At 66.5% G+C, this 23,103-nt stretch carries 25 protein-coding genes; 7 read left to right on the forward strand and 18 right to left on the reverse strand.

What is annotated here, in order from left to right; translation table 11 throughout:
- Positions 1 to 17: 17 nt before the first annotated feature.
- From HNR05_RS13305 to HNR05_RS13315, 3 genes are all read right to left on the reverse strand, one after another.
- Positions 18 to 1,160, reverse strand: coding sequence for a bifunctional 2-methylcitrate synthase/citrate synthase (locus tag HNR05_RS13305; protein ID WP_179579585.1), 1,143 nt, complete (start codon positions 1,158 to 1,160; stop codon positions 18 to 20).
- Positions 1,161 to 1,312: 152 nt separating this feature from the next.
- Positions 1,313 to 2,437, reverse strand: coding sequence for an alpha/beta hydrolase (locus HNR05_RS13310; RefSeq protein ID WP_246318405.1), 1,125 nt, complete (start codon positions 2,435 to 2,437; stop codon positions 1,313 to 1,315).
- Positions 2,438 to 2,511: 74 nt separating this feature from the next.
- Positions 2,512 to 3,039, reverse strand: coding sequence for a YbhB/YbcL family Raf kinase inhibitor-like protein (locus HNR05_RS13315; RefSeq protein ID WP_179579586.1), 528 nt, complete (start codon positions 3,037 to 3,039; stop codon positions 2,512 to 2,514).
- Positions 3,040 to 3,225: 186 nt separating this feature from the next.
- Here HNR05_RS13315 and trhO point away from each other — a divergent pair, with 186 nt between their 5' ends.
- Positions 3,226 to 4,140 (forward strand): oxygen-dependent tRNA uridine(34) hydroxylase TrhO, encoded by a 915-nt coding sequence (gene trhO / locus HNR05_RS13320; protein ID WP_179579587.1) that lies wholly within the window; start codon positions 3,226 to 3,228, stop codon positions 4,138 to 4,140.
- 80 nt (positions 4,141 to 4,220) lie between these two features.
- On the opposite strand, the gene HNR05_RS13325 is transcribed toward trhO, so the two are convergent.
- Positions 4,221 to 4,676 (reverse strand): hypothetical protein, encoded by a 456-nt coding sequence (locus tag HNR05_RS13325; RefSeq protein WP_179579588.1) that lies wholly within the window; start codon positions 4,674 to 4,676, stop codon positions 4,221 to 4,223.
- A complete protein-coding gene (locus tag HNR05_RS13330; RefSeq protein WP_246318406.1) occupies positions 4,673 to 5,608 on the reverse strand; it encodes an LssY C-terminal domain-containing protein in 936 nt (311 codons plus the stop codon). The genes HNR05_RS13325 and HNR05_RS13330 overlap by 4 nt, the downstream gene beginning before the upstream one ends.
- 89 nt (positions 5,609 to 5,697) lie before the next feature.
- Between HNR05_RS13330 and HNR05_RS13335 the strand changes: the two genes are divergently transcribed.
- From HNR05_RS13335 to HNR05_RS13355, 5 genes are all read left to right on the forward strand, one after another.
- Positions 5,698 to 6,660, forward strand: coding sequence for an acetylxylan esterase (locus tag HNR05_RS13335; RefSeq protein WP_179579589.1), 963 nt, complete (start codon positions 5,698 to 5,700; stop codon positions 6,658 to 6,660).
- An 88-nt stretch (positions 6,661 to 6,748) separates the two neighbouring features.
- Complete coding sequence (locus HNR05_RS13340) at positions 6,749 to 7,651, forward strand: ABC transporter ATP-binding protein (protein ID WP_179579590.1); 903 nt, start codon at positions 6,749 to 6,751, stop codon at positions 7,649 to 7,651.
- Positions 7,648 to 8,475, forward strand: a complete 828-nt coding sequence (locus HNR05_RS13345; protein ID WP_343062593.1) for an ABC transporter permease — start codon at positions 7,648 to 7,650, stop codon at positions 8,473 to 8,475. The genes HNR05_RS13340 and HNR05_RS13345 overlap by 4 nt, the downstream gene beginning before the upstream one ends.
- Before the next feature lie 535 nt (positions 8,476 to 9,010).
- Entirely contained in the window at positions 9,011 to 10,027 is a 1,017-nt protein-coding gene (locus HNR05_RS13350; RefSeq protein ID WP_246318407.1) for an MDR family oxidoreductase, read from the forward strand.
- A gap of 68 nt (positions 10,028 to 10,095) precedes the next feature.
- Positions 10,096 to 10,476 (forward strand): DUF1304 domain-containing protein, encoded by a 381-nt coding sequence (locus HNR05_RS13355; protein WP_179579591.1) that lies wholly within the window; start codon positions 10,096 to 10,098, stop codon positions 10,474 to 10,476.
- 6 nt (positions 10,477 to 10,482) lie between these two features.
- Here the strand turns inward: HNR05_RS13355 and HNR05_RS13360 are convergent, their stop codons facing one another.
- From HNR05_RS13360 to hemE, 13 genes are all read right to left on the reverse strand, one after another.
- A complete protein-coding gene (locus HNR05_RS13360; protein WP_179579592.1) occupies positions 10,483 to 10,980 on the reverse strand; it encodes a hypothetical protein in 498 nt (165 codons plus the stop codon).
- Between the two features lie 94 nt (positions 10,981 to 11,074).
- A complete protein-coding gene (gene hemL, locus HNR05_RS13365) occupies positions 11,075 to 12,400 on the reverse strand; it encodes a glutamate-1-semialdehyde 2,1-aminomutase (RefSeq protein ID WP_179579593.1) in 1,326 nt (441 codons plus the stop codon).
- Positions 12,397 to 13,386, reverse strand: a complete 990-nt coding sequence (hemB, locus tag HNR05_RS13370; RefSeq protein WP_179579594.1) for a porphobilinogen synthase — start codon at positions 13,384 to 13,386, stop codon at positions 12,397 to 12,399. Before hemB ends, hemL begins: the two co-directional genes overlap by 4 nt.
- A gap of 45 nt (positions 13,387 to 13,431) precedes the next feature.
- On the reverse strand, positions 13,432 to 14,226 hold the full coding sequence (locus HNR05_RS13375) for a uroporphyrinogen-III synthase (RefSeq protein WP_179579595.1): 795 nt from the start codon (positions 14,224 to 14,226) through the stop codon (positions 13,432 to 13,434).
- The gene (gene hemC, locus HNR05_RS13380) at positions 14,223 to 15,194 is read right to left on the reverse strand and encodes a hydroxymethylbilane synthase (RefSeq protein WP_179579596.1); all 972 of its coding nucleotides are present in this window, start codon (positions 15,192 to 15,194) and stop codon (positions 14,223 to 14,225) included. Before hemC ends, HNR05_RS13375 begins: the two co-directional genes overlap by 4 nt.
- On the reverse strand, positions 15,191 to 16,324 hold the full coding sequence (locus HNR05_RS13385) for a ferrochelatase (RefSeq protein WP_179579597.1): 1,134 nt from the start codon (positions 16,322 to 16,324) through the stop codon (positions 15,191 to 15,193). Before HNR05_RS13385 ends, hemC begins: the two co-directional genes overlap by 4 nt.
- Positions 16,324 to 17,073: a hydrogen peroxide-dependent heme synthase gene (gene hemQ / locus HNR05_RS13390; RefSeq protein ID WP_179579598.1), complete on the reverse strand. Its 750-nt coding sequence runs from the start codon at positions 17,071 to 17,073 to the stop codon at positions 16,324 to 16,326. Before hemQ ends, HNR05_RS13385 begins: the two co-directional genes overlap by 1 nt.
- A gap of 70 nt (positions 17,074 to 17,143) precedes the next feature.
- Positions 17,144 to 17,509, reverse strand: coding sequence for a hypothetical protein (locus HNR05_RS13395; RefSeq protein ID WP_246318408.1), 366 nt, complete (start codon positions 17,507 to 17,509; stop codon positions 17,144 to 17,146).
- Complete coding sequence (locus tag HNR05_RS13400; RefSeq protein ID WP_179579599.1) at positions 17,499 to 17,915, reverse strand: phage holin family protein; 417 nt, start codon at positions 17,913 to 17,915, stop codon at positions 17,499 to 17,501. The genes HNR05_RS13395 and HNR05_RS13400 overlap by 11 nt, the downstream gene beginning before the upstream one ends.
- Before the next feature lie 27 nt (positions 17,916 to 17,942).
- Positions 17,943 to 18,434 (reverse strand): hypothetical protein, encoded by a 492-nt coding sequence (locus HNR05_RS17635; RefSeq protein ID WP_246318410.1) that lies wholly within the window; start codon positions 18,432 to 18,434, stop codon positions 17,943 to 17,945.
- An 86-nt stretch (positions 18,435 to 18,520) separates the two neighbouring features.
- Positions 18,521 to 18,898 carry a hypothetical protein gene (locus tag HNR05_RS13410; RefSeq protein ID WP_179579601.1) on the reverse strand — a complete coding sequence of 126 codons (378 nt, stop codon included), beginning with the start codon at positions 18,896 to 18,898 and terminating at the stop codon, positions 18,521 to 18,523.
- Positions 18,895 to 20,487 (reverse strand): protoporphyrinogen/coproporphyrinogen oxidase, encoded by a 1,593-nt coding sequence (locus HNR05_RS13415; protein WP_343062595.1) that lies wholly within the window; start codon positions 20,485 to 20,487, stop codon positions 18,895 to 18,897. The genes HNR05_RS13410 and HNR05_RS13415 overlap by 4 nt, the downstream gene beginning before the upstream one ends.
- Positions 20,484 to 21,665, reverse strand: coding sequence for a uroporphyrinogen decarboxylase (hemE, locus tag HNR05_RS13420; protein WP_179579602.1), 1,182 nt, complete (start codon positions 21,663 to 21,665; stop codon positions 20,484 to 20,486). The genes HNR05_RS13415 and hemE overlap by 4 nt, the downstream gene beginning before the upstream one ends.
- 75 nt (positions 21,666 to 21,740) lie before the next feature.
- On the opposite strand from hemE, the gene HNR05_RS13425 reads away from it, so the two are divergent.
- On the forward strand, positions 21,741 to 23,099 hold the full coding sequence (locus tag HNR05_RS13425; RefSeq protein ID WP_179579603.1) for a glutamyl-tRNA reductase: 1,359 nt from the start codon (positions 21,741 to 21,743) through the stop codon (positions 23,097 to 23,099).
- Positions 23,100 to 23,103 lie beyond the last annotated feature (4 nt).

Below are 23,103 nucleotides of genomic sequence, written 5' to 3' on the forward strand. Positions count from 1 at the left end.
TTCACAGCAAGCAGGGACTACTGCGGAACCACACGCTCCGGCGCCCCGTTGTAGACCGACAGCGGGCGGATCAAGGCGTTGGCCGCGCGCTGTTCCATGATGTGTGCCGTCCAGCCAACGATGCGGCTGGCGACGAAGAGCGGAGTGAACGTCTCGGTGTCAAAACCCATCACGTGATAGGCCGGCCCCGCCGGGTAGTCAAGGTTTGGCATGATGTTCTTGCGCTCACCCATATCCTGCTCGAGCGCCAGATAGAGTTCAAGCAAATCCGGCCGCTCGTAGTGCGCGAGCATGGCCTCCATCGCCGCTCGCATTGTCGGCACGCGCGAGTCCCCGTTCTTGTAGACCCGGTGCCCGAAACCCATGATCTTGCGTTTGTTCGCGAGAGCATCGTCGAGCCATCCGCTCACCCGGTCCGCCGTGCGAATCTCATCGAAGGTGTGCATGACGGCCTCGTTCGCGCCGCCGTGCAGCGGCCCTTTCAGCGCACCGATCGCTCCGGTGACGGCCGAATAGAGGTCGGAGAGTGTCGAAGTGATCACACGCGCGGTGAAGGTCGAGGCGTTGAACGAGTGCTCGGCGTAGAGAATCATCGACACGTCGAACGCGTCGACCACCGCGAGGTCTGGCACGTCACCGAAGCTCATGTGCAGAAAGTTCGCCGAATAGCTGAGGTCGTCACGCGGCTCGACGAGCTCGAGTCCGTGGCGGCGGCGCTGATCGTAGGCGACGATAGCCGGAAGCTGCGCGTAGAGGCGCATGCCCTTGTCGAGATTACCGGCGGGCGAGTCATCCGCAGCATCCGCGTCGCGCGCGCCAATCACGCTGACCGCGGTGCGCAAAACATCCATCGGATGCGCCGTCGTCGGCAATTCGTCGATCACACGCTTCACAACGTGGTCCAGGTGGCGCAGCGATCGCTCCCGGTCTTCGAATGCGGCAAGCTCATCTTCGGTCGGAAGCTCCCCGTACCAGAGCAGGTAGGCGACCTCTTCAAAACTGCAGCGGGCGGCCAGATCTTGCACCGCATAGCCGCGGTAGAGCAGCGAGTTCGTGTCGGGATTCACCTTGGAAATTGCGGTGAAGTCAACCCGAACGCCGGCTAGCCCCTTGTAGATCGTCGGCTCAGCGAGTGAATCGGCCTGCGGTGTCTCGTTCATCTGGCGGCTCCCTGGCGTTCTGGCCGCCGGTGGCCCCGAGTGGTATCGAACGGCGGTAACGAAAAAGGCTGTACGTCCGTAGTCAAGCAGTTCAGGCCGTCAAGTGCGACACCTTTTCTCGGCGGCCGCCGGCCGAAGGTGAGCTGGGCCGGTCAGGCAGCGGCGAGCGCCGAGAGTGGGACCGCCGGGGCTTTCAACATCGGGATCTGAGGCGGCAGACGGGTCGGGCCGGCCGCGCGCGCGCTCAGATCGTCGGCCTGGACGATACCAACCGCCGTGGTGGTCGCACTCGCGACGGCGGCAACGTTCCGCACGAACGCGCCCAGACGCCGATAGACCTCCTGCGATTCCGGGTGTTTGGCATCTTGCTGCCAGGTGTGCTTGGTGTTCACGCGGTCCCGCGAGTAAATGAGCGTGTCGACGGGAAGTGCTCGGCGGCGCAGCGCCTCGACAAAGTTGAGGTTGGCCTCGTAGAAGAAATCACGCTCGGAGGTCGTGAGGAATACGGGAGGAAAGCCCTTGTCCAGCCATTCGATGGGATTGAGAAAACGGGACGCCTTCTTGAGGGATTGCCCGCGGCCGCGGCCGGGCAGCAGCATCCGCATGAAGTTCTGACTCAGAATGAAGCCGCGCTCGAAGATCACCGAGAAGTCGGGCATGCTGCAGTGCTGCACGAGGCCACGCAGATGATCGCGCTCAATGTGAGGATGGATGTCGTAGTGCGCGGCCAAGTCGGAATCAAAGGTGGCCGCGGCGAGCAGTGCGGAAATGTGCCCGCCGGCTGAGTCGCCGCCCAGCACGATTCGGCTCGCGTCACCGCCGAATGCGGTGATGTTGCGCTTCACCCAGTCGAGCACCGAGTTGCCATCGTCGAGCATGTCCTTCAGAAGGTACTCGGTCGCCATGCGGTAGTTGACGTTGACGACGACCATGCCGTCGCGCGCCTGGCTCGCACAGTATTTGGTCAGCGGCGCCTTGTCGCCCGAGGTCCAGCCGCCGCCGTGAAAGTAGATGTAGACCGGCAGCGGCTCGTCGAAACCGTGTGGCACCAGCACGTCGAGGCGCTGGTCGCGCATGCCCTCCCCGACATAGTCGATGTCGAAGTGGTAGTCGACGGTGTCGATCGGTTCAACGTTGAACTTGTGCACCTCGGCCGGCGTCAGGCGCATCATCAGGGCCTTCCAGACCCAGACGGGCACCCGAGAAAGACCGCGCAGGGACGACGACTGACGAAAAGTGGTGCGGGCGGGCCGACGGACCCTGAGCATTTCTGACATTGTCTCAATTTTAGAACACGCATCCGTGCCCGCACTGAGAAGAACCCTCGGGCTGGCTGGGAGTCGTGGCCGAATCAGTCCGGCTGCTTCGCGGTTCCCTGCAGCACTCCCCGTGCGAGGGTATGGAAGAACAGGGTGAAGCCGAGCTTCCCCGGCGTCGATTGGGGATCCAGGTCTAGTGTCGGCAGGTCGAGCGCGTGCACGATGTATTGGTAGCGGTGCACGCCGGTGATGGCCGGTGGGCCCGAGCCGATGTAGTGACTCAGCCGGGCCTCGTTCGGCAGGGTCACCGCGCCGGCGGGCATCAGCGCGCTGTCGGGAGCCCCGGCATCCGCATCGAGGTGCGTCGTCGATGCCGGCAGGTTAAACACGGCCCAGTGCCAGAAGCCCGAGCCGGTGGGCGCATCCGGGTCGTAACAGGTGAGCGCAAAACTGCGCGTCTCGTTCGGAAAACCCGACCATGAGAGTTGCGGCGATCGGTCCTGGCCGCCCATCGCTGCTTCATATTGCGGTAGCGCGAGCGGGCCACCGTCAACGAAATCGGTGCTCGTCAGGGTGAACAGTGGCACCGTCTTGAACCGGGCCAGTGGGTCATCAGTCATCGTCGACCTCCTTCTTCTCCCTCAGCCTACGGTTCACGGCTCGGTCGTGTCCTGAAAACATCATGGATGCTCGACAACGGCAGGATTGGTGATGTGGAGGCATATCCTGCGTCGATCGGTGATGGTGACGGATTGTCCCGGTCCCGTGCCGGGCGCTCGCCCAGCCGTCATCCGTAAAATGATCGGGTGGCCATCCCCAAGATTCTGCTCTACTACGTCTTCACGCCCCTTGCCGACTCCGACGCCGTGCGCCTGTGGCAGCGCGACCTCTGTGAGTCTCTGGGCTTGCGCGGCCGCATCCTGATCTCGGAGCATGGCCTGAACGGCACGCTCGGCGGCGACCTGCCGGCACTCAAACGTTACGTGCGCAAGACGCGCGACTACCCGGCGTTCAAGAACATCGACTTCAAGTGGAGCGAAGGAACGGGCCTCGACGAGGCCGGCCTGAGCCTCGATTTTCCCCGACTCGTGGTGAAGGTTCGCGATGAGATCGTGAGCTTCGGCGCGCCCGGTGAATTGCGGGTGGATTCCGAGGGCGTCATCGGCGGCGGCACCAAGTTGGCCCCGGCCGAACTGCATGACCTCGTGGCCGAGCGCGGAGACGAGGTGGTTTTCTTCGACGGACGCAACGCATTCGAGGCCGAGATCGGCCGGTTCACCGACGCAATCGTGCCCGATGTCGCTACAACGCGGGATTTCGTCGCTGAGCTCGACAGCGGCAAATACGACCATCTCAAGGACAAACCGGTCGTGACCTACTGCACCGGCGGCATCCGCTGCGAGGTGCTCAGCGGGCTCATGAAGGCGCGTGGTTTCGGCGAGGTCTACCAACTCGACGGCGGCATCGTGCGCTACGGCGAGGCGTTCGGTGATGACGGGCTCTGGGACGGCTCACTCTACGTATTCGACCAGCGGATGTCGGTCGACTTCGGTCGCAACACCCCGGTGATCGGGCGGTGCACGGTCTGCGGCGACCCCACGAAAAACATGCTCAACTGCCGCGACCTGTCGTGCCGTGAGCAACTCGTGGTGTGCCCCGGCTGCGTGGAGGCCTCGCCTCCGGCCTGCGCGGCGCACGCCGGAACATCCGCGTCGCGCTAACCCGCTCGAAATCCCCCGCGAGTGAGCAGTTGTTGTTGCCTCGGCCCGCCTGAGAGCCCAACAACTGCTCACTCGCGGACTTAGATGCCGGTAACACGGATGAGTTTTCTCCCGCGAGCGAACTCGCGCGCCGGCGCACTCGACAGCGTCAGCAGGATCAGAATGTCAAGCGTCAGTCCGAGCAAGGTGGTCTTGAAGGTGATTGCGGCACCGTTCAGCAGGTAGTTTCCAAACGCGAACAGGATGCTGAGAGTCGCGACGGCCATGGCCACATTACGGGCCCAGCTCTGACCGAGGAACACGAACCCGGCGAGCGCAATGTAGAACAGTTGGCCGGCCGCGTATACCCCGACGAAGATCCACAGAGCAATGTCGGCCGCGACTCCACCCTGTTCCGACTGTCCGTTGAGGTCGATCGAGATCGTCCGCGCGAAGTTCTGCCACTCCGTCAGGATGACGACGATGGCTGCAATCCCTGACACCGAGCGCGCCAGCATGAGCAGAGGCCCGATCCAGATCGCTGACGGCCGCTTCATGGCAGGTCTATGACGTCGATGACGGCGGGCTGATCGTTCGGCCGGATGCTGTCGGCCGGCGCATCCGCCCCGGACGAGAGCGTCACGGCGCGCAGATCGATGACCGGCAGGTCGCCATCGGTCTGGATGCTGTCTCCCCCGCCGTTGCGCGCGTGGTAGCCGCTCGAAAACTCACGAATCAACACCAGCCTGGCCACCGGCTCCGCCCTGCACAGACTCGCGACGATGTGATCGCGCTCGATGTCGATGTTGGCATCGATCTTATGGGTGATCTGCAGGGTGAAGAGGGAGAAGCCGACCGCGCGGTCGAACGTGCCGGCCGCGATCCAGTCGACACGGTGACCGCCGGGCAGTTTCCAGCCGTCGGGGCACTGCCAGAACCGCACATGGTGCCGCTTCGCGGGGTTGTCGCGCACCTCCTGCTGGTAGGCGAAATCCTGCTGCCGTCCAAACAGGAACAGCGGGCTGACCGGTGCCTCGTCATAACTGCGCTTGGTCAGCGTCGAGGCCACGATCTTCCAACTCGTCGCGAGAGTGACCGGGTCGGCGCGGGTCCACCCGGCGCGGAGCAGCGTCTGGTGCACCTGCTCCTCGCTGCCGGTGAGGGCCAGGTTGACCGGGTCCCCCAGCAGCCCATCGCTCGTGCGGGTGCGTCCGATGAAATAGTCGGGTACATAGAGCCGGGTCAGGATGCGATGCAGCCGCGGCAGCACGAGGTAGGCCACCATGATCCAAAACAGCACGGCGAACCACAGCACGCCCCAGCCGAACGAGAAGCTCTCGCTGAAGACCAGAATGGCCAACCACACCGCCGCCGCTCCGGCGAAGACGAAGTAGAAGGTGTCGAGGCCACGACTCACCGTGAAATGAGAGTTTCCAGCCCACATCTTGGCGCGCTGTTTCGGGTCTGTTTTCGCCAATTGGTTCGGCATGATCACATGTTACGTCTCGGGAACGTCCCGGGTTGTAGTCTGTTCTGGCCGCCGCCAGCGGGGCATCTGAGACGCGACAGGAACCGAAATTGAACGTTGATCTGCCCGAGCACGAGCTGCGCAACTACCAGAGCGATCAGGTCGACCCCGACGACTTCGACGTGTTCTGGGCCGATACCCTGGCCGCAACTCGCGGCTTCGACCTGGCCGTCACCGTCAGCCCTGTCGATTCGGGACTGAGCACAATCGACGTTTTCGACGTCACGTTCGCCGGCTACGACGGCCAGACCGTGAGCGCCTGGCTGCGGGTTCCCCGCGGGGCTACCGGTCCGCTGCCGGCAGTCGTGCAGTACGTGGGCTACGGTGGCGGACGCGGGCACGCCCTCGAAGACCTGCTCTGGTCCTCCGCCGGATTCGCACACTTTCAGATGGACACCCGGGGGCAGGGTTCGAGGTGGAGCACCGGCGCCACGCCGGATCCGGTCGGATCCGGGCCGCAGCATGCGGGCTTCATGACACGCGGAATCGGCTCCCGTGAGACCTACTATTACCGCCGCCTGATCACGGATGCCGTGCGTGCGGTCGAGGCCGTGCGCTCGCTCGACGTCGTCGACGCGTCACGCGTCGCCGTGATGGGTGGCAGCCAGGGCGGAGGTTTGGCCCTCGCCACCGCCGGCCTCGTGCCCGACCTGTCGGCGGTGATCCCGTACGTGCCGTTCCTCTGCGATTTTCCTCGGGCTCTCGGGCTCACCGACGCGGATCCGTACAAAGAGATCGGCCGCTACCTGGCCGTGCACCGCCACGAGGTCGCACAGGTGCACAGCGTGCTGGCCTATTTCGACGGAGTGAACTTCGCCAAACGGGCCAGCGCTCCCGCGTGGTTCTCGACGGGCCTGATGGATCCGGTCTGTCCTCCGTCGACAGTCTTCGGCGCGTTCAACAACTATGCCAGCGCGAAGGACATCGTGGTCTGGCCGTTCAACGGCCACGAAGGCGGCGGAATCGACGACCATGCGCGCAGCCTGTCGGTGCTGCGCGCGTTGTGGGCGTAGAGCATCCGAAAGCCGGCGGCCCCGCCCCGCCTCCCTCGTTGAACCGCCCGGCAGCAATACAGTAGGGGCAACGATCGAGGGGAAGCGGATGCCGACGGGCGCTGTCATCGAGTTCAGAAACATCACCAAACGGTTCGGTCAGGTCACGGCGGTCAACGATCTCTCCTTCACCGTTGAACCCGGCCGGGTCACCGGTTTTCTGGGGCCGAACGGTGCTGGAAAAACCACGACGCTGCGCATTCTGCTCGGTCTGGTCGCGCCGACAAGCGGCACCGCAACCTTCGGCGGCATCCGCTATCGCGATCTGCCGCAGCCCCTCGCCACGGTGGGAGCGGCACTCGAGGCAGCGAGCTTTCACCCGGGGCGCACCGCCAGGAACCACCTTCGGATCTATCAGATCGCCGCCGGCCTGCCCCGGGCGCGCGTCGACGAGGTGCTGGGTCTTGTCGGTCTTGCCGACTACGGCACCCGTCGCGTCGGTGGCTACTCGCTCGGCATGCGGCAGCGTCTGGGCCTGGCCTATGCGCTGCTCGGCGACCCCGGCGTGCTCGTGCTCGATGAGCCGATCAACGGCCTCGATCCGGAGGGCATCAAGTGGATCCGCGGCTTCCTGCGCGCCATGGCCGCCGAGGGTCGCACGGTTCTGGTCAGCTCCCATCTGCTCTCTGAGGTTCAACAGAGCGTCGATGACGTCGTGATCATCGCGAAGGGCCATCTGGTTCACCGCGGCCCACTGTCGAGCCTCGACAACGAGGTTGCCCCGCAGGTCGTCGTGGATTCTCCCGACCGCGAGGCGCTCATAGCTGCCCTGACTGCGGCCGGACTCAGCTTCATCGTGGGGCGCACTGGACTTTTGGTCGCCGATCGGGACCCGGGCCGAATCGGCCATCTCGCATTCGTCGCCGGAGTGGAGCTCAGTCATTTGAATCGTCAGAAATCGGGCCTCGAAGATTCGTTCCTCGCCCTCGTCGGTGGGGGTGACTCACTGTGAGCGTGTTCTTTCGCTCGGTCAACGCCGAGTTCGCCAAGATTCTGACCACCCGTATGTGGTGGATCCTGGCCCTCGTGCTGTTCGCCTACATCGCCCTACTCGCCGGCGGACTGTCCGCGCTGTTCGGCGGCATCCAGAGCGGTGCGATCGGCTCGGCGGCTGCGGGCGGCGGCGGGGCCCCGCCCCCGGCATCCTTGCCCGCCCTGATTTACAGCTTCGCGACCTCGGTGGGTTACGTCTTCCCCGTGCTGATCGGCGCGCTGGCGACGACGGGCGAGTTCCGCCACCAGACACTCACGCCGACGTTCCTCGCCACCCCTCGCCGCGGCGGTGTGCTGGGCGCGAAATCGGTCACGCTGTTCCTCGTCGGCGCTGGCTACGGTGTCGTTGCCCTGGCAGCCTCGGTGGGCATCGGCGCCCTCGTCATGAACGGATTCGGCATCGACCCGCAGCTGGGCGACAGCGCGATCTGGGCGCTCGTCGGCCGGGCCGTTCTCGCGATGGCGCTGTGGTCGACCATCGGTGTGGGCCTGGGTGCACTCGTGCCGAACCAGGTCGCCACGATCGTGATCGTGCTCGCGTTCACCCAATTCGTCGAGCCTCTGCTGCGCCTCGCCTCGTCGTTCACGACGGTAACGGCCGGAATCGGGCAGTTTCTGCCGGGCGCGGCATCCGATTCGCTGGTCGGTGCGAGCATTCTCACGATTACGAGCGCCTCCGCTGTGTCGCTGGATTGGCGGCAGGGTGGCCTGGTGCTGGTCGCCTATGCGACCATTGCCACCCTTGGCGGCTACATCACGAGCTGGAAGAAGGACGTCACCTAGTCGATCTTTCGCGCGCAACGGATGCCGCGGCACGCCTCCTTCGCCCTTCACCCTTCGCCCTTCGCCGCTCAAGCCCGTTCGCCCGTTCGCCCGTTCGCCCGTTCGCCCGTTCGCCCGTTCGCCCTTCGCCGCTCAAGCCCCTTCGCCGCTCAAGCCCCTTCGCCCCTCAATCCCCTCGCCTCCTTGCCCCCGCCCCTCCCGCCCCTCAATCCCCTCGCCCCTCTCACGCTCCTCACGCTCCTCACGCTCACGAGAGTGCAGTTGTTGGGGTCTCAGCGGCCGTGAAGTAACAACAACTGCTCACTCGCGGGATGGGCGGGCTGCACACCGACGGGCTACGCGCTGGCGAGCTACGCCTCGACCGGCTGATGATCGCCGGGCTGGTTCAGCGTCGACGGGCTGGTTCAGCGTCGACGGGCTGGTTCAGCGTCGACGGGCTGGTTCAGCGTCGACGGGCTGGTTCAGCGTCGACGCCCAGCGATCGCCGGCATCCGTTGTTCTGTGCGTCAGATCGCGCCGGGCCTAGGCTGGCAGCATGACTGAGACGATGCAGTTCCGGGCAATCGTGGTGCAGAAGACGACGGATGCCGCCGGCACCAGCGCGCAGACCGCCACACTGCAACTCGTCGACGATGACTTTCTGGGAAGTGCGGCCGTCACGATTGAGCTGCTCTACTCGAGCATCAACTTCAAGGACGGCCTTGCCCTGGGTGGGCGCCCCGGCGTGGTGCGTGCCTGGCCTCTGATCGCAGGAATCGACCTAGTCGGAACGGTGCTGCACAGCAGCGACCCGCGCTGGATGCCGGGCGATCTCGTGCTGCAGAACGGCGCCAAGCTGGGCGAGAGCCTGCACGGCGGGCTGGCCGAACGAGCCCGTGTCGACGGGGAGGCGTTGGTGCGACTGCCGTCGACCCTCAGCGCCAAGCGGGCCGCCGCCATCGGAACCGCGGGCTTCACCGCCATGCTGTCGGTGCTCGCGCTCGAACGCCACGGTGTGACCCCGGAATCCGGGCCTGTGCTCGTCACGGGAGCCACCGGTGGTGTCGGCTCACTGGCCATCGTGTTGCTGGCCGCCCGCGGCTACCGGGTGCACGCGCTCACCGGGCGTCTCGGCGAGTTCGGCGATTACCTCCGTGGCCTCGGAGCCGTCGACGTCATCGACCGGGCCGAGCTGCGTGAGCCCGGCAAACCGCTGCAGTCCGAGCGCTGGGCCGCAGTCGTCGACTCTGTGGGCAGTGTGACCCTCGCGAACGCGATCGCGCACACCAAATACGGCGGTATCGTGACGGCGTGCGGCATGGCCCAGGGCATCGACCTCCCGGCCACGGTGATGCCCTTCATTCTGCGGTCCGTCGTGCTGGCCGGGATCAATTCGGTCGACGCCCCGATCGCTCTCCGCGAGCAAGCCTGGCAGCGCCTCGGGACCGACCTCGACCTCGACCTGCTCGACCGTGTGACCCGAGTGATTCCGCTAGCCGAGGCTCCGGATGCGGCCGCGCGCATCCTGTCCGGCACCCTGCATGGGCGCACTGTCGTCGACGTGCGGGCCTGAGCCTCACCCGCGAGCGTGATCGACCCCTGAACCCACCCCGGTTTGGGCCAGCACCGTACACTGCAGGCATGGCCATCATCGCCGGAGTGTTCGTCGCCCTCGCCGCCGCGCTGCACGTCTACATCTTTCTGATGGAGAGCATCTGGTGGACGCATCCCGCCACTTGGAAACGTTTCGGCGTGGCCGATCAGGCGGCCGCAGACACCACCCGGCCGATGGCCTACAACCAGGGATTTTATAATCTGTTCCTCGCGGCCGGGGCGGCCCTGGGCCTGCTGCTCATAATGACCAGCCAATCAGATGCCGGCGCGGCGCTCGTGCTCTTCGCGACGGGATCAATGGTTCTCGCGGCACTCGTGCTGGTATCGACGGGTCGGCATTATCTGCGTGCCGCACTCGTGCAGGGCACGTTCCCGTTGATCGGCTTTCTGCTCGTGATTTTCGGCTGAGGGCGACTACTCGCGAGACGCGGCCGCGTTCGCGTCGCCGGTCCCAGTCTCGTCCGCGTCACCGGACTCGTCCGCGTCCGCGGTCTCGGCGGGGGCGTCGCCCGAGACGGCGGGCGCGGCCGGCGTCGACGAGTCTGCCTCATCGACGACCATCACATCCTGCAACTTGAGCGAGGTGATCAAGTCGGGAGCGTGCTGAGTGGTGATGATGATGCGGGCAAACTCTTCCCCGACAAGGTCAATTACCACGGCCTGCCGTTTGCTCTTGATGGCGATGAAGTCTTTGCCGCCATGAAACTTCCAGGTTCCGGTTGCGATTACCAGCGGAACCTCGAGGCCGGGGGCACGGATGCCCCGAATCCAGATCCACGGATCGTCGGTGATCGTGACCGAACGAATGTTCTCACGCTGCACCACGATGCCGTCCCGACGCAGTGACATCGTCTTTTCGGCGCGCGACAGATGGATCTCGAGCCGGTCGGGATGCACACGCAGGGAGGTCATGGTTCTAGTCTGCCCGGTCACCTCGACAATTGCCGTGTCCGAAACTCACAAAGAGGTAACTCCTGCGTCGGTGGTTTGCTCAGGACCCCGCCAACTACCCGGCGGGAACGGCCGCCGCGGCTGCACGCGACGCCGCGGGGAGCGCGTCGAGGATGCGGCTGATCGCGGTGTCGTCGTGGGCAGCCGAGACGAACCAGGATTCGAAGACCGACGGCGGTAGCGACACTCCACCCTGCTGCATGGCGTGAAAGAACGGGGCGTACCGGTACCCCTCCTGGCGCTTGACCGCCTCGTAGTCGCGCGGGGCATTCGCCGCGGCATCCGCCCCGAAGACAAAGCTGAACAGGTTGCCGGCCCGCTGCACGCGGTGTTCGACCCCCTGCGCGGCAAGAGCAGCCGTGACGGCCTCGGAGATGATCACGGATGTGGCGTCAAGGCGCTCGTAGACCGTGTCGTCGGCCGCGCGCAACGTGGCGATTCCGGCGGCGACGGCGACCGGGTTGCCGGACAGCGTGCCGGCTTGATAGACCGGACCGGCCGGAGCGAGAAAGTCCATGACGTCGGCGCGGCCGCCGAGCGCGGCCACCGGCAGCCCGCCACCAATTACCTTGCCGAACGTCAGAAGGTCGGGGGTGTAGTGCACCTCGGCGGCATTCTCGAGACCCCAATAGCCGGCCGCGCCGACCCGGAATCCGGTGAGAACCTCATCGAGGATGAGCAGCGCACCCTCGTCGTGCACGACGGCGGCGAGGGCGGCGTTGAAGCCCGGGTCGGGCGCGACAACGCCCATATTGGCCGCCGCGGCCTCGGTGATGACGGCGGCGATACGGCCCGGATGCGCCGCGAAGGCCGCGCGCACAGCGTCCAGATCGTTGTAGGGCAGCACGAGGGTCTGGGCGGCGGTGGCCGCGGTCACCCCCGCTGATCCGGGCATCGCCAGCGTGGCGAGACCCGATCCGGCCTCGGCGAGGAGCCCATCGGAGTGCCCGTGGTAGTGGCCGGCGAACTTGATCAGCAGGTCGCGCCCGGTGAAACCGCGGGCGAGTCGGATGGCCGTCATCGTCGCCTCGGTGCCGGTCGAGACGAGACGTAGTTTCTGCACGGCTCCGACACGGCCGGTGACGAGCTCGGCGAGCTCGGTCTCGGCCGGCGTCGAAGCGCCGAAAGAGAGTCCCCGCGCGGCGGCCTGCTGTACGGCACTGACGACATCCGGATGCGCGTGGCCGAGAATCGCCGGACCCCACGAGCAGACCAGGTCGACATACTCGCGCCCGTCGGCATCGGTGACGTACGGCCCCTGCGCCGAAACGAGGAACAGCGGGGTGCCCCCGACCGAGCGAAACGCTCGGACGGGCGAGTTCACCCCTCCGGGAATTGATCGCTGGGCGCGCGCAAAGAGCTCGTCGTTGTGGCTGTTCATCGTGCTTCTTTCTCGTTGATCCAGGTGGCAAGTTCGACGGCCCAGTAGCTCAGCACGACGTCCGCTCCGGCACGTTTGATCGACAGGACCGACTCTTCGACCGCGCGACGGCGGTCGATCCAGCCCTGGGCGGCGGCGGCCTCGATCATGGAATACTCGCCGGAGACTTGATATGCCCAAACTGGAATATCGCTGAGGGCTGCGACGTCGGCGAGCACGTCAAGATAGCTGCCGGCCGGCTTGACCATGACGACATCCGCCCCCTCAGCAATGTCGAGCAGTGCCTCACGCACGCCCTCCCGACGATTCGCGGGGTCGAGCTGGTAGCTGCGGCGGTCGCCGTCCAGCGTCGACTCGACGGCGTCGCGGAACGGTCCGTAGAACGCGGAGGCATATTTCGCCGAGTAGGCCAGCACTGCGGTGTCTGAATAGCCGTCGTCGTCGAGGGCCTCACGCACCGCGGCGACCTGACCGTCCATCATGCCGCTGAGCCCGAGTACCTGCGACCCGGATCCCGCTTGCACGAGAGCCATCTCGGTGTACCGCTTCACCGTGGCGTCGTTGTCGACGCGGCCGTCGGAGCCGAGCACCCCACAGTGGCCGTGATCGGTGAATTCGTCGAGGCAGAGGTCGGTCTGCACCACGAGCGCATCGCCCACCTCGGCGGCGAGAACACGCGTGGCCACGTTCAAGATGCCGTCAGGATCAGTGGCGCCGGATCCGATCGCGTCACGCTTTTCGGGAACACCGAAGAGCATCACCCCGGATACTCCGGCTTCGGCAGCCTCGACGACGGCGCGTCTGGCGCTGTCGAGGCTGTGCTGCATCACGCCCGGCATCGACGCGATCGGTAGCGCCTGGGCGGTTCCCTCACGCACAAAGAGAGGCAAGACCAAATCGCCCGGGTGCAGTCGGGTCTCGGTGGCGAGTCGTCGCAGGGCCGGCGTGGCGCGCAGTCGACGGGGGCGAATGAGAGGGTTATTCACCCGTTCAGCCTACGTCCCGCACCTGCACGCAGCTCACAGAAACGATCAGGAGCCGAGCGCAACTCGCACGAGGGCATCAATGAGGCTCTCCGCCGTGCGTTCGTCGGCGATCACGTCGACGCGGAGGCCCACAGCCGCCGCATCCTTCGCCGTCTGCGGGCCGATGCAGGCAATGAGCGTACCCTCGGGAATCGGGCCGAGCTGCTGTTGCACCTGCTGCGCCACGCTGCCGGAGGTGACGAGGATGGCCTGCACGAGCCCGGCCGCGACATCGGTGGCGACTTTTTCGCTGACCGGCACCCCAATGGTGCGGTAGGCGACGACAGACTCCACCTCGTGGCCGATGCGACGCAGTCCCTCGGTGAGCAGTGGCTTGGCGATCTCGGAGCGCAGGGTGAGCACGCGCAGTGGAATCTCACCGTGGGTCGCGGCCTCCCACTCGGCCAGCAGTCCGCGGGCCGTGTTGTCCTCCGACGGAACGATGTCGACCTGGTAACCGGCTGCGGTGAGTGCGGCGGCCGTGGTCTCGCCCACGGCGGCGACGCGCGTCGTGGGTGGCACCACTGCACGGTGGGAGGTCAGCACGTCGACGGTGGTGGCGCTGGTGACGGTCATCCAATCGAATTCGCCGGCGGCCAGACGGGTCAGAGCGGCATCAAGTGTCTCGGCGTCGTCGGTCTGCGCGAAGTTGATCATGGCTGCAACGATCGGTTGGGCGCCCTTGGCCCGGAGCTTCGCCGAGACCTGATCGCCCCAGGGGCCGCCGCGCGGAACGAGGACCGTCCAGCCGGCCAGCGGCTTGACTTCGATCTGGCCGGTGTCGTGGCGTTCGTACGTCATACTGCGCCTTCCATCCGGGCGAGCTTCCCTGCCCCCGCGGCCAGAAGCTCGGCGACGACACGCTGCGCCACATCGCGGGCGGCCTCATGCAAATCAGCCGGCGCGGTGGACTCGGGCGTCGCCGCGTGCGAGCTCGTGAGCTGCGCGGTGCCGTCGGCGCTGTAGACCGTAGCGGTGAGAAAGAGCAGCCCATCGTCGACGACGGCCGAGGCGCCGACGGGTGCCGAACATCCAGCCTCGAGCCCGGCCAGAACCAGGCGTTCAGCGGCCGTCGTGGCCTGGGTCGTGACGTGATTGATACTGGCAAGCGCAGCGGCCAGGGCTCGGTCGAGACGACCCTCCCGCACCTCAACCGCCAGGGCACCCTGGCCGGGAGCCGTCGGCCAGTTCGACAACTCGAGGAACTCGGTGGCGACGGCGTCAAGACGGCCGAGACGACCGAGGCCGGCCGCGGACAGCACGATTGCATCGAGCTCACCGTCGCTGACGAAGGCGAGCCGCGTGTCAACGTTGCCACGGATGTCGACGACCTGCAGGTCGGGCCGCAGCGCACGCAGCTGAGCGACCCGACGCGGCGAACCCGTGCCGACTGTGGAGCCCGCCGGGAGAGCCTCGAGCGTCATTCCGTCGCGCGCGCAGAGCACATCGCGGGCATCGGCACGTTTCGGAGTGGCACCGATCACGAGGCCGGGGTGGGCAGCCGTGGGCAGATCTTTCAGGGAGTGAACCAGAACATCGCACTCATCGGCCAGCAGCGATTCACGCAGGGCGCTGGCGAAGACGCCCGTGCCGCCGAGGCTCGACAGCGACTCGCGCGAGGTGTCGCCGTGTGTCGTGATCGTGACGATTTCGATCGGCGCGCCCGCTGCGGCACCGATGCGGTTCGCAATCGCCGTGCTCTGAGCGATCGCCAGGGCACTCCCCCGCGTTCCCACACGAATCACTGTCGGAGTCTTCGCCGTGCTCATGGTGCCATTCCTGCCAGCGCCGGCTTGAAGCCCAGGCGCACATTCTCACAACACCCGGGCCGACAGATGTCGTACCAGGGTCCGAGCTCGGTCAGGGCGGGGCGCTCCTCGACGGGCACGTCGCCGACACGTTCCATGACGAGGTCGACGAGGCCGCTGACGTACGCCGGGTTGGTGCCGGGAGTCGGCACGCGCACGGCGTGCACACCGTTTTCGGCGGCCGTTTCCATCGCCTCGGTGTCGAGATCCCAGAGCACCTCCATGTGGTCGCTCACGAAGCCCAGTGGCACGATCACCACCGCACGGATGCCTCGGGCTGGCAGTTCGGCGATCACATCGTTGATGTCAGGTTCCAGCCACGGCATGCTGGGCGGGCCGGACCGAGACTGGTAGACCAGCTGCCAGGGAATGTCGACGGGCGTTGGTGTCTCGCCCGACTCGACAACCGGGGTCGCCGCGGCCATCACGACCTCTGCTACCGCGAGGTGCTGTGCCTCATAGGCGCCGCCCGCCCCGAAGCCACGCTCGGCCGGACCGCTCTTGGCGGCGTCTTCCGACGGGATCGAGTGGGTGGCGAACAACACCAGCGCCTCAGTGGCGAGGTCGATGCCGGGAACACTCGTGGTGACATCCGCCAGCCCCTGCGTGACGCCCTCGATGAACGGCAGCACAAAGCCGGGGTGGTCGAAGAACTGACGCACCTTGTCGATGTGCACTTCGCCCTCGAGGCCGGTGTCCGCGAGGGCTTGAGCGAAATCTTCACGGTATTGGCGGCAGCTCGAGTAGGAGCTGTAGGCGCTCGTCGCGATCGCGATCAGACGGTTGTGGCCCGCCGCGTGGGCTTCCCGAATGGTGTCGGCCAGGTAGGGATCCCAGTTGCGGTTGCCCCACAGCACCGGCAGGTCGATGCCGCGAAAGGACAGCTCGGCCTCGAGGGCGGCCTTCAGCGCTCGGTTCTGGTTATTGATCGGGCTCACTCCGCCGAAGTGACGGTAGTGGTGGGCGACTTCCTCGAGGCGCTCCTCCGGAATGCCCCGACCACGCGTGACATTGCGGAGGAACGGAATCACATCGTCCTGGCCTTCTGGGCCGCCGAAGCCGGCCAACAGAATTGCGTCGTACTCGGTCATTACTGCAACACCTCCACAAGTTCGGCGAGTGTGACGCGACGGCCCGTGTAGAACGGAACCTCCTCGCGCACGTGACGCCGCGCATCCGTCGCGCGCAATTCGCGCATGAGATCGACGAGTTCGGTGAGTTCGTCGGATTCGATCGGCAGGAGCCATTCGTAGTCGCCGAGGGCGAAGGCCGAGACGGTGTTCGCGATCGCGCCGCGAAAAGCCGCACCCTTGCGGCCGTGGTCGGCAAGCATGCGACTGCGCTCGGCCTCGGGCAGCAGGTACCACTCATAGCTGCGCACGAACGGGTAGACCGTCATCCAGTTCTTGGCGGCCACGCCGCGGAGGAACCCGGGCACGTGGCTTTTGTTGAACTCGGCGTCACGGTGCACGCCCATGGCGTTCCAGGTGGGCAGCAGGCTCTTGAGCAGGCGCGTGCGACGCAGCTCGCGGTGAGCCCACTGCAGGGTCTCGGCCTCGTCGGCATGAGTCCAGATCATCACATCGGCGTCGGCGCGCAGGCCTGACACGTCGTAGAAGCCACGCACCGAGACGCCCTCGGCCTCGACCAGGGCAATCACATCGTCAAGCTCGTTGACGGCATGGGGTACGTCACGGCCGTCGAGGTCGTCGGGGTTCGCCGGATCTTTCCGCAGCACAGCGAAAAGGGTGAATCCGTGCGGTGATTCCTGGTCTGGAGCATCGGTGGAGTGAAGAGTGTGGGCGCTGGTTACTGCCTCTCCGGCAGCCGGGTGAGTCATTCCCCCAGTCTCCCTCGCTTTTCCGCCAGCACCAAAAGCGAGCGCCGCGGTCAGGCTGAAGCGCCGGGGATCAGCGACGCTGCACGGCCTTCACTCCCAACCAGACAGCGGTCCCCACGACCGTTGCAGCGGTCACGGCGATTCCGACCACGGCGATCGGATTGTCCTCGCCCAGTGTGCGCAGGCCATAGCGCACCCGCCGAACCCTGATCTTGATCTGGTGTGGAAGGTTGAGCTTCTTCTCGATGGCATCGAGGGTGCTGGCCAGGTCGCCGCGCGCCCGCGTGGCGTCGGCCCGTAACTCGGCCAGGCTCTTCTTGGGTGGCGGGGTCGGCTGCTCCGCTGCCTTCGCCGTGGGGTCGGAGGCAGCGTGTGCTGCGCGCCGCGTCACATCCGTGGTCGGCGTGCTTTCGTTGATCGATCGATCAGTGGCCATAATCGCCAACCCCCTTGAATGCGTCGACATCGTGACGGATGCTTGCGGCCATGCCGTTCGGGTCTGTGGCCGTCGCGGCCTTCAGCCGTCCGACGCCGATCAGAACCAGAATCGCGGCGATGAGCAGCAAAGCCACGGCGACAATCAGGGCCGACAGCCAGAGCGGCAACACCAGCGCAAGGGCGATCACCGCGAGGGCGATGAACACGCCCAGTGCGAAGAATCCGAACGTTGCGGCGACGACGAACAAGCCGATACCCAGGCCCATGTTCTTCGCTTTGCCGCTCAGCTCGGCGAGGAACGCCGCCAGTTCAGCCTTGATGAGGTCGGTGATATGGCCAGGCAGTTCGCCGATCAGAACGAACAGGCTGCGTTTGGCCTTCGGGTTAAATCCACTCGTGCTCACAGGTATGCCTTCCCGATGCAACGACGGTTAGGTGGAGGGGCTATCGCCCGCGGCGGCGGCCGGCTTCGCCGTGCGGGCCGACGTGCTGGCAGCAGGCTTCGTGGCGGATGTGGACTTCGCCGCAGCCGACTTCGTCGAGGCTGACTTCGCGGCGTCTGACTTCGCGGAGTCTGACTTCGCGGAGTCTGACTTCGCGGCGGCAGACTTCGTGGCGTCTGACTTCGTCGCTGTCACCGAAGGGCTCTGCGTGGCCGAGGCTGACGGGGACTTTGCCGTTGCCTTCTTCTTGTTCGTGGCGGATTGCACGGCCTTCTTGCCGACGCTGAACAGTGTGACGGGCAGATCGCCGATGGCCTCAAGCGTGAAGTCGCGCACGATCGTCACGCGGCGCTGTACAGGCTTGGCGTTCCACAGCTCATTCGCCGCAGAGGCAATCTGGTCGTAGCGTTTGCGGCCGGCGCGTGCGCCGAGCACGTAGCCGACGAGCCCGCCGGTGATAAAGAGAAGCTTTCCCCGCATTGTGACTCCATTCCGTCAGGTTCACGTTTCACCAGAGTAGCCCTCCCCCTTCCGGGTTGGCACATGCAGTACCAGACCGGCGCGTGTTAGGGCACTGGATCTGCGCGTGCGGGGCGCAGAGCCGGGGCGGTGATCGCAGTGAGTGCGACGATCGAGGTCACGATCGTTCCCCAGTCAATGAACAGCTCGCCACCCGGGATCACGAGAACCAGAATAATGAAGACCGGCACCAAGGCGAGCACCACACACTGCAGCGTCACGAAAACCTGCCAGGCCCACCGGTGACCCCGACGAATCGGCCAGAGCAAGATCAGCAAAATGACGCCGATGATGACGCCGTTGCCCCCCGCCGGAGCGCCCGACAGCGGCACCCAGACGATGCCCGCCAGCTCGGCGATGATCACGATCGCCAACCACAGGCCCGGGCGCGTCGAACGTATTCCACCTCCGGATTGTTCACTCACTCGGTGCTCGGCATTCCGAGCGCCGCATGACGGATGCGACCAGCTGCGGCGAGCGCGTCCGGAATGACGGCGGCCAGGCCGACCCCCGAGAGCCAGGCCCCGGTCAGCTCGAGTCCCTCGACGTCGGCGAGCACCTCACGCACCGCGTGCACTCGTTCGCGGGCGCCGATCGTCGCCGGCGACAGTGCGCCGTGCCAGGGGGTACGGGCGAAGCCAACCACGGCTGCCTTCTCGAGGGGAACGCCCAGAATGCGTGCGGCGTCGTGCAGTGCGAGCGCTTGGAACTCGGCGTCGCTCAAGATTTCGGTCGAGCCCGGCTCGCCGGCTCGTCCGTACGAGAGCCGGAGAACATGTCGGCCGGGGCCGGCGGCCTCGGCCACCCAGTCCCATTTGGCACTGACATGGGTGAGGGCCTTCGCGCTGATTCCAGGCGTAGCGGCGGCAACGAGAACCCCGGTGCCCCGCTGGTGCGCGTCGAGTGAGGGCGCGTCGATCACGACAGTGGCGAGTTCGACGGCCGTCGGCTCGGGCCAGTCCAACTCGGTGAGTGTGGCGAGCTCGTCGCTGAGCGGCGCGACCAGGTCGAGCGCCGGTCTGTTCGAAGTGGCGACGATCACGAAACGAGCGGTCAGCGTCGAGAGCAGGTCCGCGTCATCCACGAGCTGGGCGGTAGGCGGCTGGGCGGTAGGCGGCTGGGCGGCAGGCGGCTGGGCGGCAGGCGGCGCGATCGTAACCGTCCACGTAGGTTCCTCGTCGGTGCCGCTGCGTTCGAGAGCCTGCACTCGGGCATCCGTCACGGATTCGACGCCATAGTGCGCGAGCTCGGCCACGAGCGCGGTGACCATCGTCGACATGCCGCCGCGGAGCCCACCGACGGCAGAACCGGCGGAACCGGCCGGCTTGTTTCCAATCAGAGCCAGCACAGCGCCCGAGAGTGAACCCGTCGTGGTGAGCGCCGAGTTCAACCCCGGGGCGACGACGTCGACCTCCAGGTCGGTCGCGGGCGCCGAATAGACGCCGGCTGCAACGGGATCGACGAGTCGCTCGAGCACGCGGCGTCCCATGCGCTTCTGCACGAGTTCGCCCAGGTTGTGTTCGCGCCCGATCTTCAGCACGGGCATCAATCGGTCGAGGTACGCGCGCCAGGCGCCGCCCCAGCCGATCACGGCGCGCACGTCGGCGGCGAGCGGAGACGACGGGATGCCGAGCACTCCTCCGCGCGGCAACGGCACACTCACCGCGGCTCCCGCTTCGCGCCCTTCGCCGGGCAGGCAGAGCCACGCCCCCGCCGAGTTCGGCATGACGATCTGTTCGGTCAGGCCGAGGCTGGCCACGAAATCGGCGACAGCCCCCGCACGCACGGCGAAACTCTCGGCGCCGCTGTCGAGCGTGAGCCCACCGACGGTGTGCGAGGCAACGGCGCCACCGACGGCATCCGCGGCCTCAAGAAGCGTCACACGCAGTCCGATGCGCGCGCATTCCCGGGCGGCCACGAGGCCGGCAACACCGCCGCCGATCACGACGACATCGCGCGGGCCGGTGCGCAGATCGGTGCGCGCCGTGCTGCCACTCAGGCGGCTATCGCTCACGCGCGCTCCCCTGCCGAGGCACGTGCCTGCGGGTCGGTGTGAGCATCGGTGCGCGCGCTCAGCTCGTGCACGAGTTCGACGACACGGGTGAGCACGGCCGGGTCGGTCTCGGGCGGCACGCCGTGACCGAGGTTGAACACGTGTGCTGGGGCGGATGCGCCGCGCTCTAGCACAGTGCGCACCTCCGCTTCGAGCACCGGCCAGGGCGCGTTCAGCAGTGCCGGGTCGAGGTTGCCTTGCAGCGGCGTCGTACCGCCGAGGCGCCGGTTGGCCTCATCGAGTGGAATGCGGTAATCGACACCGACGACATCCGCGCCGATGTCGCGCATGGCGCCCAGCAGCTCACCGGTGCCCACGCCGAAGTGCACGATCGGCACGTGTCGACGGACCTCGACCGGGTCGGCCGCGGCATCGCGCGATCGATCGACGTAGCCGAGATCCTGCACCGGGGCGATCGCGGCAGCGGATGCCGGGGCGACGTACCGCGTGTAGTCCTCGAGCGACAGGGCGCCGGCCCACGAGTCGAAGAGCTGTGCGGCGCTGGCACCCGCGAGCACCTGGGCGCGCAGGAAGCGACCGGTGACGTCAGCGGTCCAGGCCATCAGCGCGGCCCAAGCTTCGGGGTCGGCGTGCATGAGCGTGCGGGCGTGAATGTGGTCCTTCGACGGCCCACCCTCAACCAGGTAGGCGGCCAGAGTGAACGGGGCTCCGGCGAACCCGATCAGCGGGGTGGAGCCGAGTTCGGCGACCGTGCGGGCGACGGCGTCGGCGATGGGGGCCAATGCCGTGTCAAGAACCGCGGGGTCGAGCGCGGTCAGCGCCGCGACATCCGTTCCCGTGCGCACCGCGGTGCCGAGAACCGGGCCCTTGCCCGCCACGATCGTGACGTCGACGCCGACGAGCTTCAAGGGCACGACGATATCGCTGAAGAAGATTCCGGCGTCAACGCCGTGGCGACGCACGGGCTGCAGCGTGATTTCGCTGGTCATGGCCGGGTCAAGGCAGGCGTCAAGCATGTCGGTCCCGACGCGCAGTTCGCGATATTCGGGAAGCGATCGGCCGGCCTGGCGCATAAACCAGACCGGTGTCGCGTCGGGCCTGACGCCCTGGTAGGCCCGCACCAGGCGGGAGTTGGCGGTCAAGCCGCTGGACAGGGGATGTTGCGCGTCGAGGTTCACGCTCTCGATTGTGTCAAATTTCCCTGACCTCGTCGTCGATTAAGGTTCTGCTACTACGCGACGTAGAATCAGGCAGTGTTGATTTGTCTCTCCGCGAGCCACAAGAACTCACACTTCGATGTGCTCGAAAAGCTTTCCTTGGCCTCCGCCGCCGCCGCGCAGCAGATCACGGCGTGCCACAGCGCTCTCAGCGGGGCGATTGTCGTCGCGACCTGCAACCGGTTCGAGGCCTATCTCGATCTCGACGAGCCCTTCGGCGTTTCACCGATGCCCGCCATTCATGCCGCCATCGACGCATTGAGCGCAACGAGCGATGTCGCCGCCGAAACACTGCGCGACACCCTGCAACTCGTTCATGGCAACGGCGTGCCTCACCACCTGTTCGCCGTGTCGAGTGGACTCGAGTCCGTCGTCGTCGGCGAAGGCGAGATTGCCGGTCAGGTGCGCCGGTCGCTCGAGCAGGCCCGCAGTGACGGCACGACGAGCCCCGAACTCGAACGTCTCTTTCAACGGGCATCGCAGACCTCTCGCGGGGTGAAAAATCAGACCGGCCTCGGAACCGCCGGTCGCTCGCTCGTGCGCCTCTCGCTCGAACTCGCATCGAGTCGGGTGAGCGACTGGGCCGCCAGCCGCGTGCTCTTGCTCGGCACCGGACGCTACGCCGGCGCCACCCTGGCCGCCCTGCGCGACCGTGGCGCCGAGAATGTGCGGGTGTACTCGCCATCGGGTCGGGCCGTGAAATTCGCCGAGTCACACGGCATCGCCGCGGTGGTCGAAGCCGACCTGGCTCGCGAGGCGGCCCGGGCCGACCTGATCATCACCTGCACGACTGCCGACCACTTCGTCGTGGATGCCGCGCTCCTGGGCACCGGACGTCACGCGCTGGGCCAAGATGCAGCAGCCGCGGACGCGCAGCCGCTCAAGCTGTGCCCGATCGCGCCGTCGCCGGCGCCGGCCGAAACCACTTTCCACCAGCTCATCATCGACCTGGGCATGCCGCGCAATGTCGACCCCGATGTGACACAGCTCGCCGGCGTGGCGCTGCTTGACCTCGAGACCATTCGCATCCACGCGCCACTCGAGGCGCTGAATGCCACGAGCGAGGCCCGCGAGTTGGTTTCCCAGGCGGCTCGTGACTTCACCGCAGTGTCGACCGAACAGAGCCTGGCGCCCGCCGTCGTGGCCCTGCGCTCGCACGTCTTCGACATCCTCGAGGCAGAGATCGAGCGCGTGCGCAGCCGGAACGAGCACAGCGCACAGACCGAAGCCGCGCTGCGGCACCTGGTCGGTGTGCTGCTGCACACGCCCATGTTGCGTTCGCGCGAGCTCGCCCGCAGCGGCGAGCACGACGCCTACTTCGACGGCCTTGAGGCACTCTTCGGCCTCAAAGTCGAGCGAGCGGATGCGTCGGGCCCATCGGCGCGCACGCCCTGACGCA

The organism is Leifsonia psychrotolerans (assembly GCF_013410665.1).
Classification (GTDB): domain Bacteria; phylum Actinomycetota; class Actinomycetes; order Actinomycetales; family Microbacteriaceae; genus Cryobacterium; species Cryobacterium psychrotolerans_A.

Bases quoted from the DNA above. Each gene is read 5' to 3' on its own strand.
- HNR05_RS13305 (WP_179579585.1), bottom strand. From the start codon at position 1,160: ATGAACGAGACACCGCAGGCCGATTCACTCGCTGAGCCGACGATCTAC.
- HNR05_RS13310 (WP_246318405.1), bottom strand. From the start codon at position 2,437: ATGTCAGAAATGCTCAGGGTCCGTCGGCCCGCCCGCACCACTTTTCGT.
- HNR05_RS13315 (WP_179579586.1), bottom strand. From the start codon at position 3,039: ATGACTGATGACCCACTGGCCCGGTTCAAGACGGTGCCACTGTTCACC.
- HNR05_RS13325 (WP_179579588.1), bottom strand. From the start codon at position 4,676: ATGAAGCGGCCGTCAGCGATCTGGATCGGGCCTCTGCTCATGCTGGCG.
- HNR05_RS13330 (WP_246318406.1), bottom strand. From the start codon at position 5,608: ATGCCGAACCAATTGGCGAAAACAGACCCGAAACAGCGCGCCAAGATG.
- HNR05_RS13340 (WP_179579590.1), top strand. From the start codon at position 6,749: ATGCCGACGGGCGCTGTCATCGAGTTCAGAAACATCACCAAACGGTTC.
- HNR05_RS13350 (WP_246318407.1), top strand. From the start codon at position 9,011: ATGACTGAGACGATGCAGTTCCGGGCAATCGTGGTGCAGAAGACGACG.
- HNR05_RS13355 (WP_179579591.1), top strand. From the start codon at position 10,096: ATGGCCATCATCGCCGGAGTGTTCGTCGCCCTCGCCGCCGCGCTGCAC.
- HNR05_RS13360 (WP_179579592.1), bottom strand. From the start codon at position 10,980: ATGACCTCCCTGCGTGTGCATCCCGACCGGCTCGAGATCCATCTGTCG.
- hemL (WP_179579593.1), bottom strand. From the start codon at position 12,400: ATGAACAGCCACAACGACGAGCTCTTTGCGCGCGCCCAGCGATCAATT.
- HNR05_RS13375 (WP_179579595.1), bottom strand. From the start codon at position 14,226: ATGACGTACGAACGCCACGACACCGGCCAGATCGAAGTCAAGCCGCTG.
- hemC (WP_179579596.1), bottom strand. From the start codon at position 15,194: ATGAGCACGGCGAAGACTCCGACAGTGATTCGTGTGGGAACGCGGGGG.
- HNR05_RS13385 (WP_179579597.1), bottom strand. From the start codon at position 16,324: ATGACCGAGTACGACGCAATTCTGTTGGCCGGCTTCGGCGGCCCAGAA.
- hemQ (WP_179579598.1), bottom strand. From the start codon at position 17,073: ATGACTCACCCGGCTGCCGGAGAGGCAGTAACCAGCGCCCACACTCTT.
- HNR05_RS13395 (WP_246318408.1), bottom strand. From the start codon at position 17,509: ATGGCCACTGATCGATCGATCAACGAAAGCACGCCGACCACGGATGTG.
- HNR05_RS17635 (WP_246318410.1), bottom strand. From the start codon at position 18,434: ATGCGGGGAAAGCTTCTCTTTATCACCGGCGGGCTCGTCGGCTACGTG.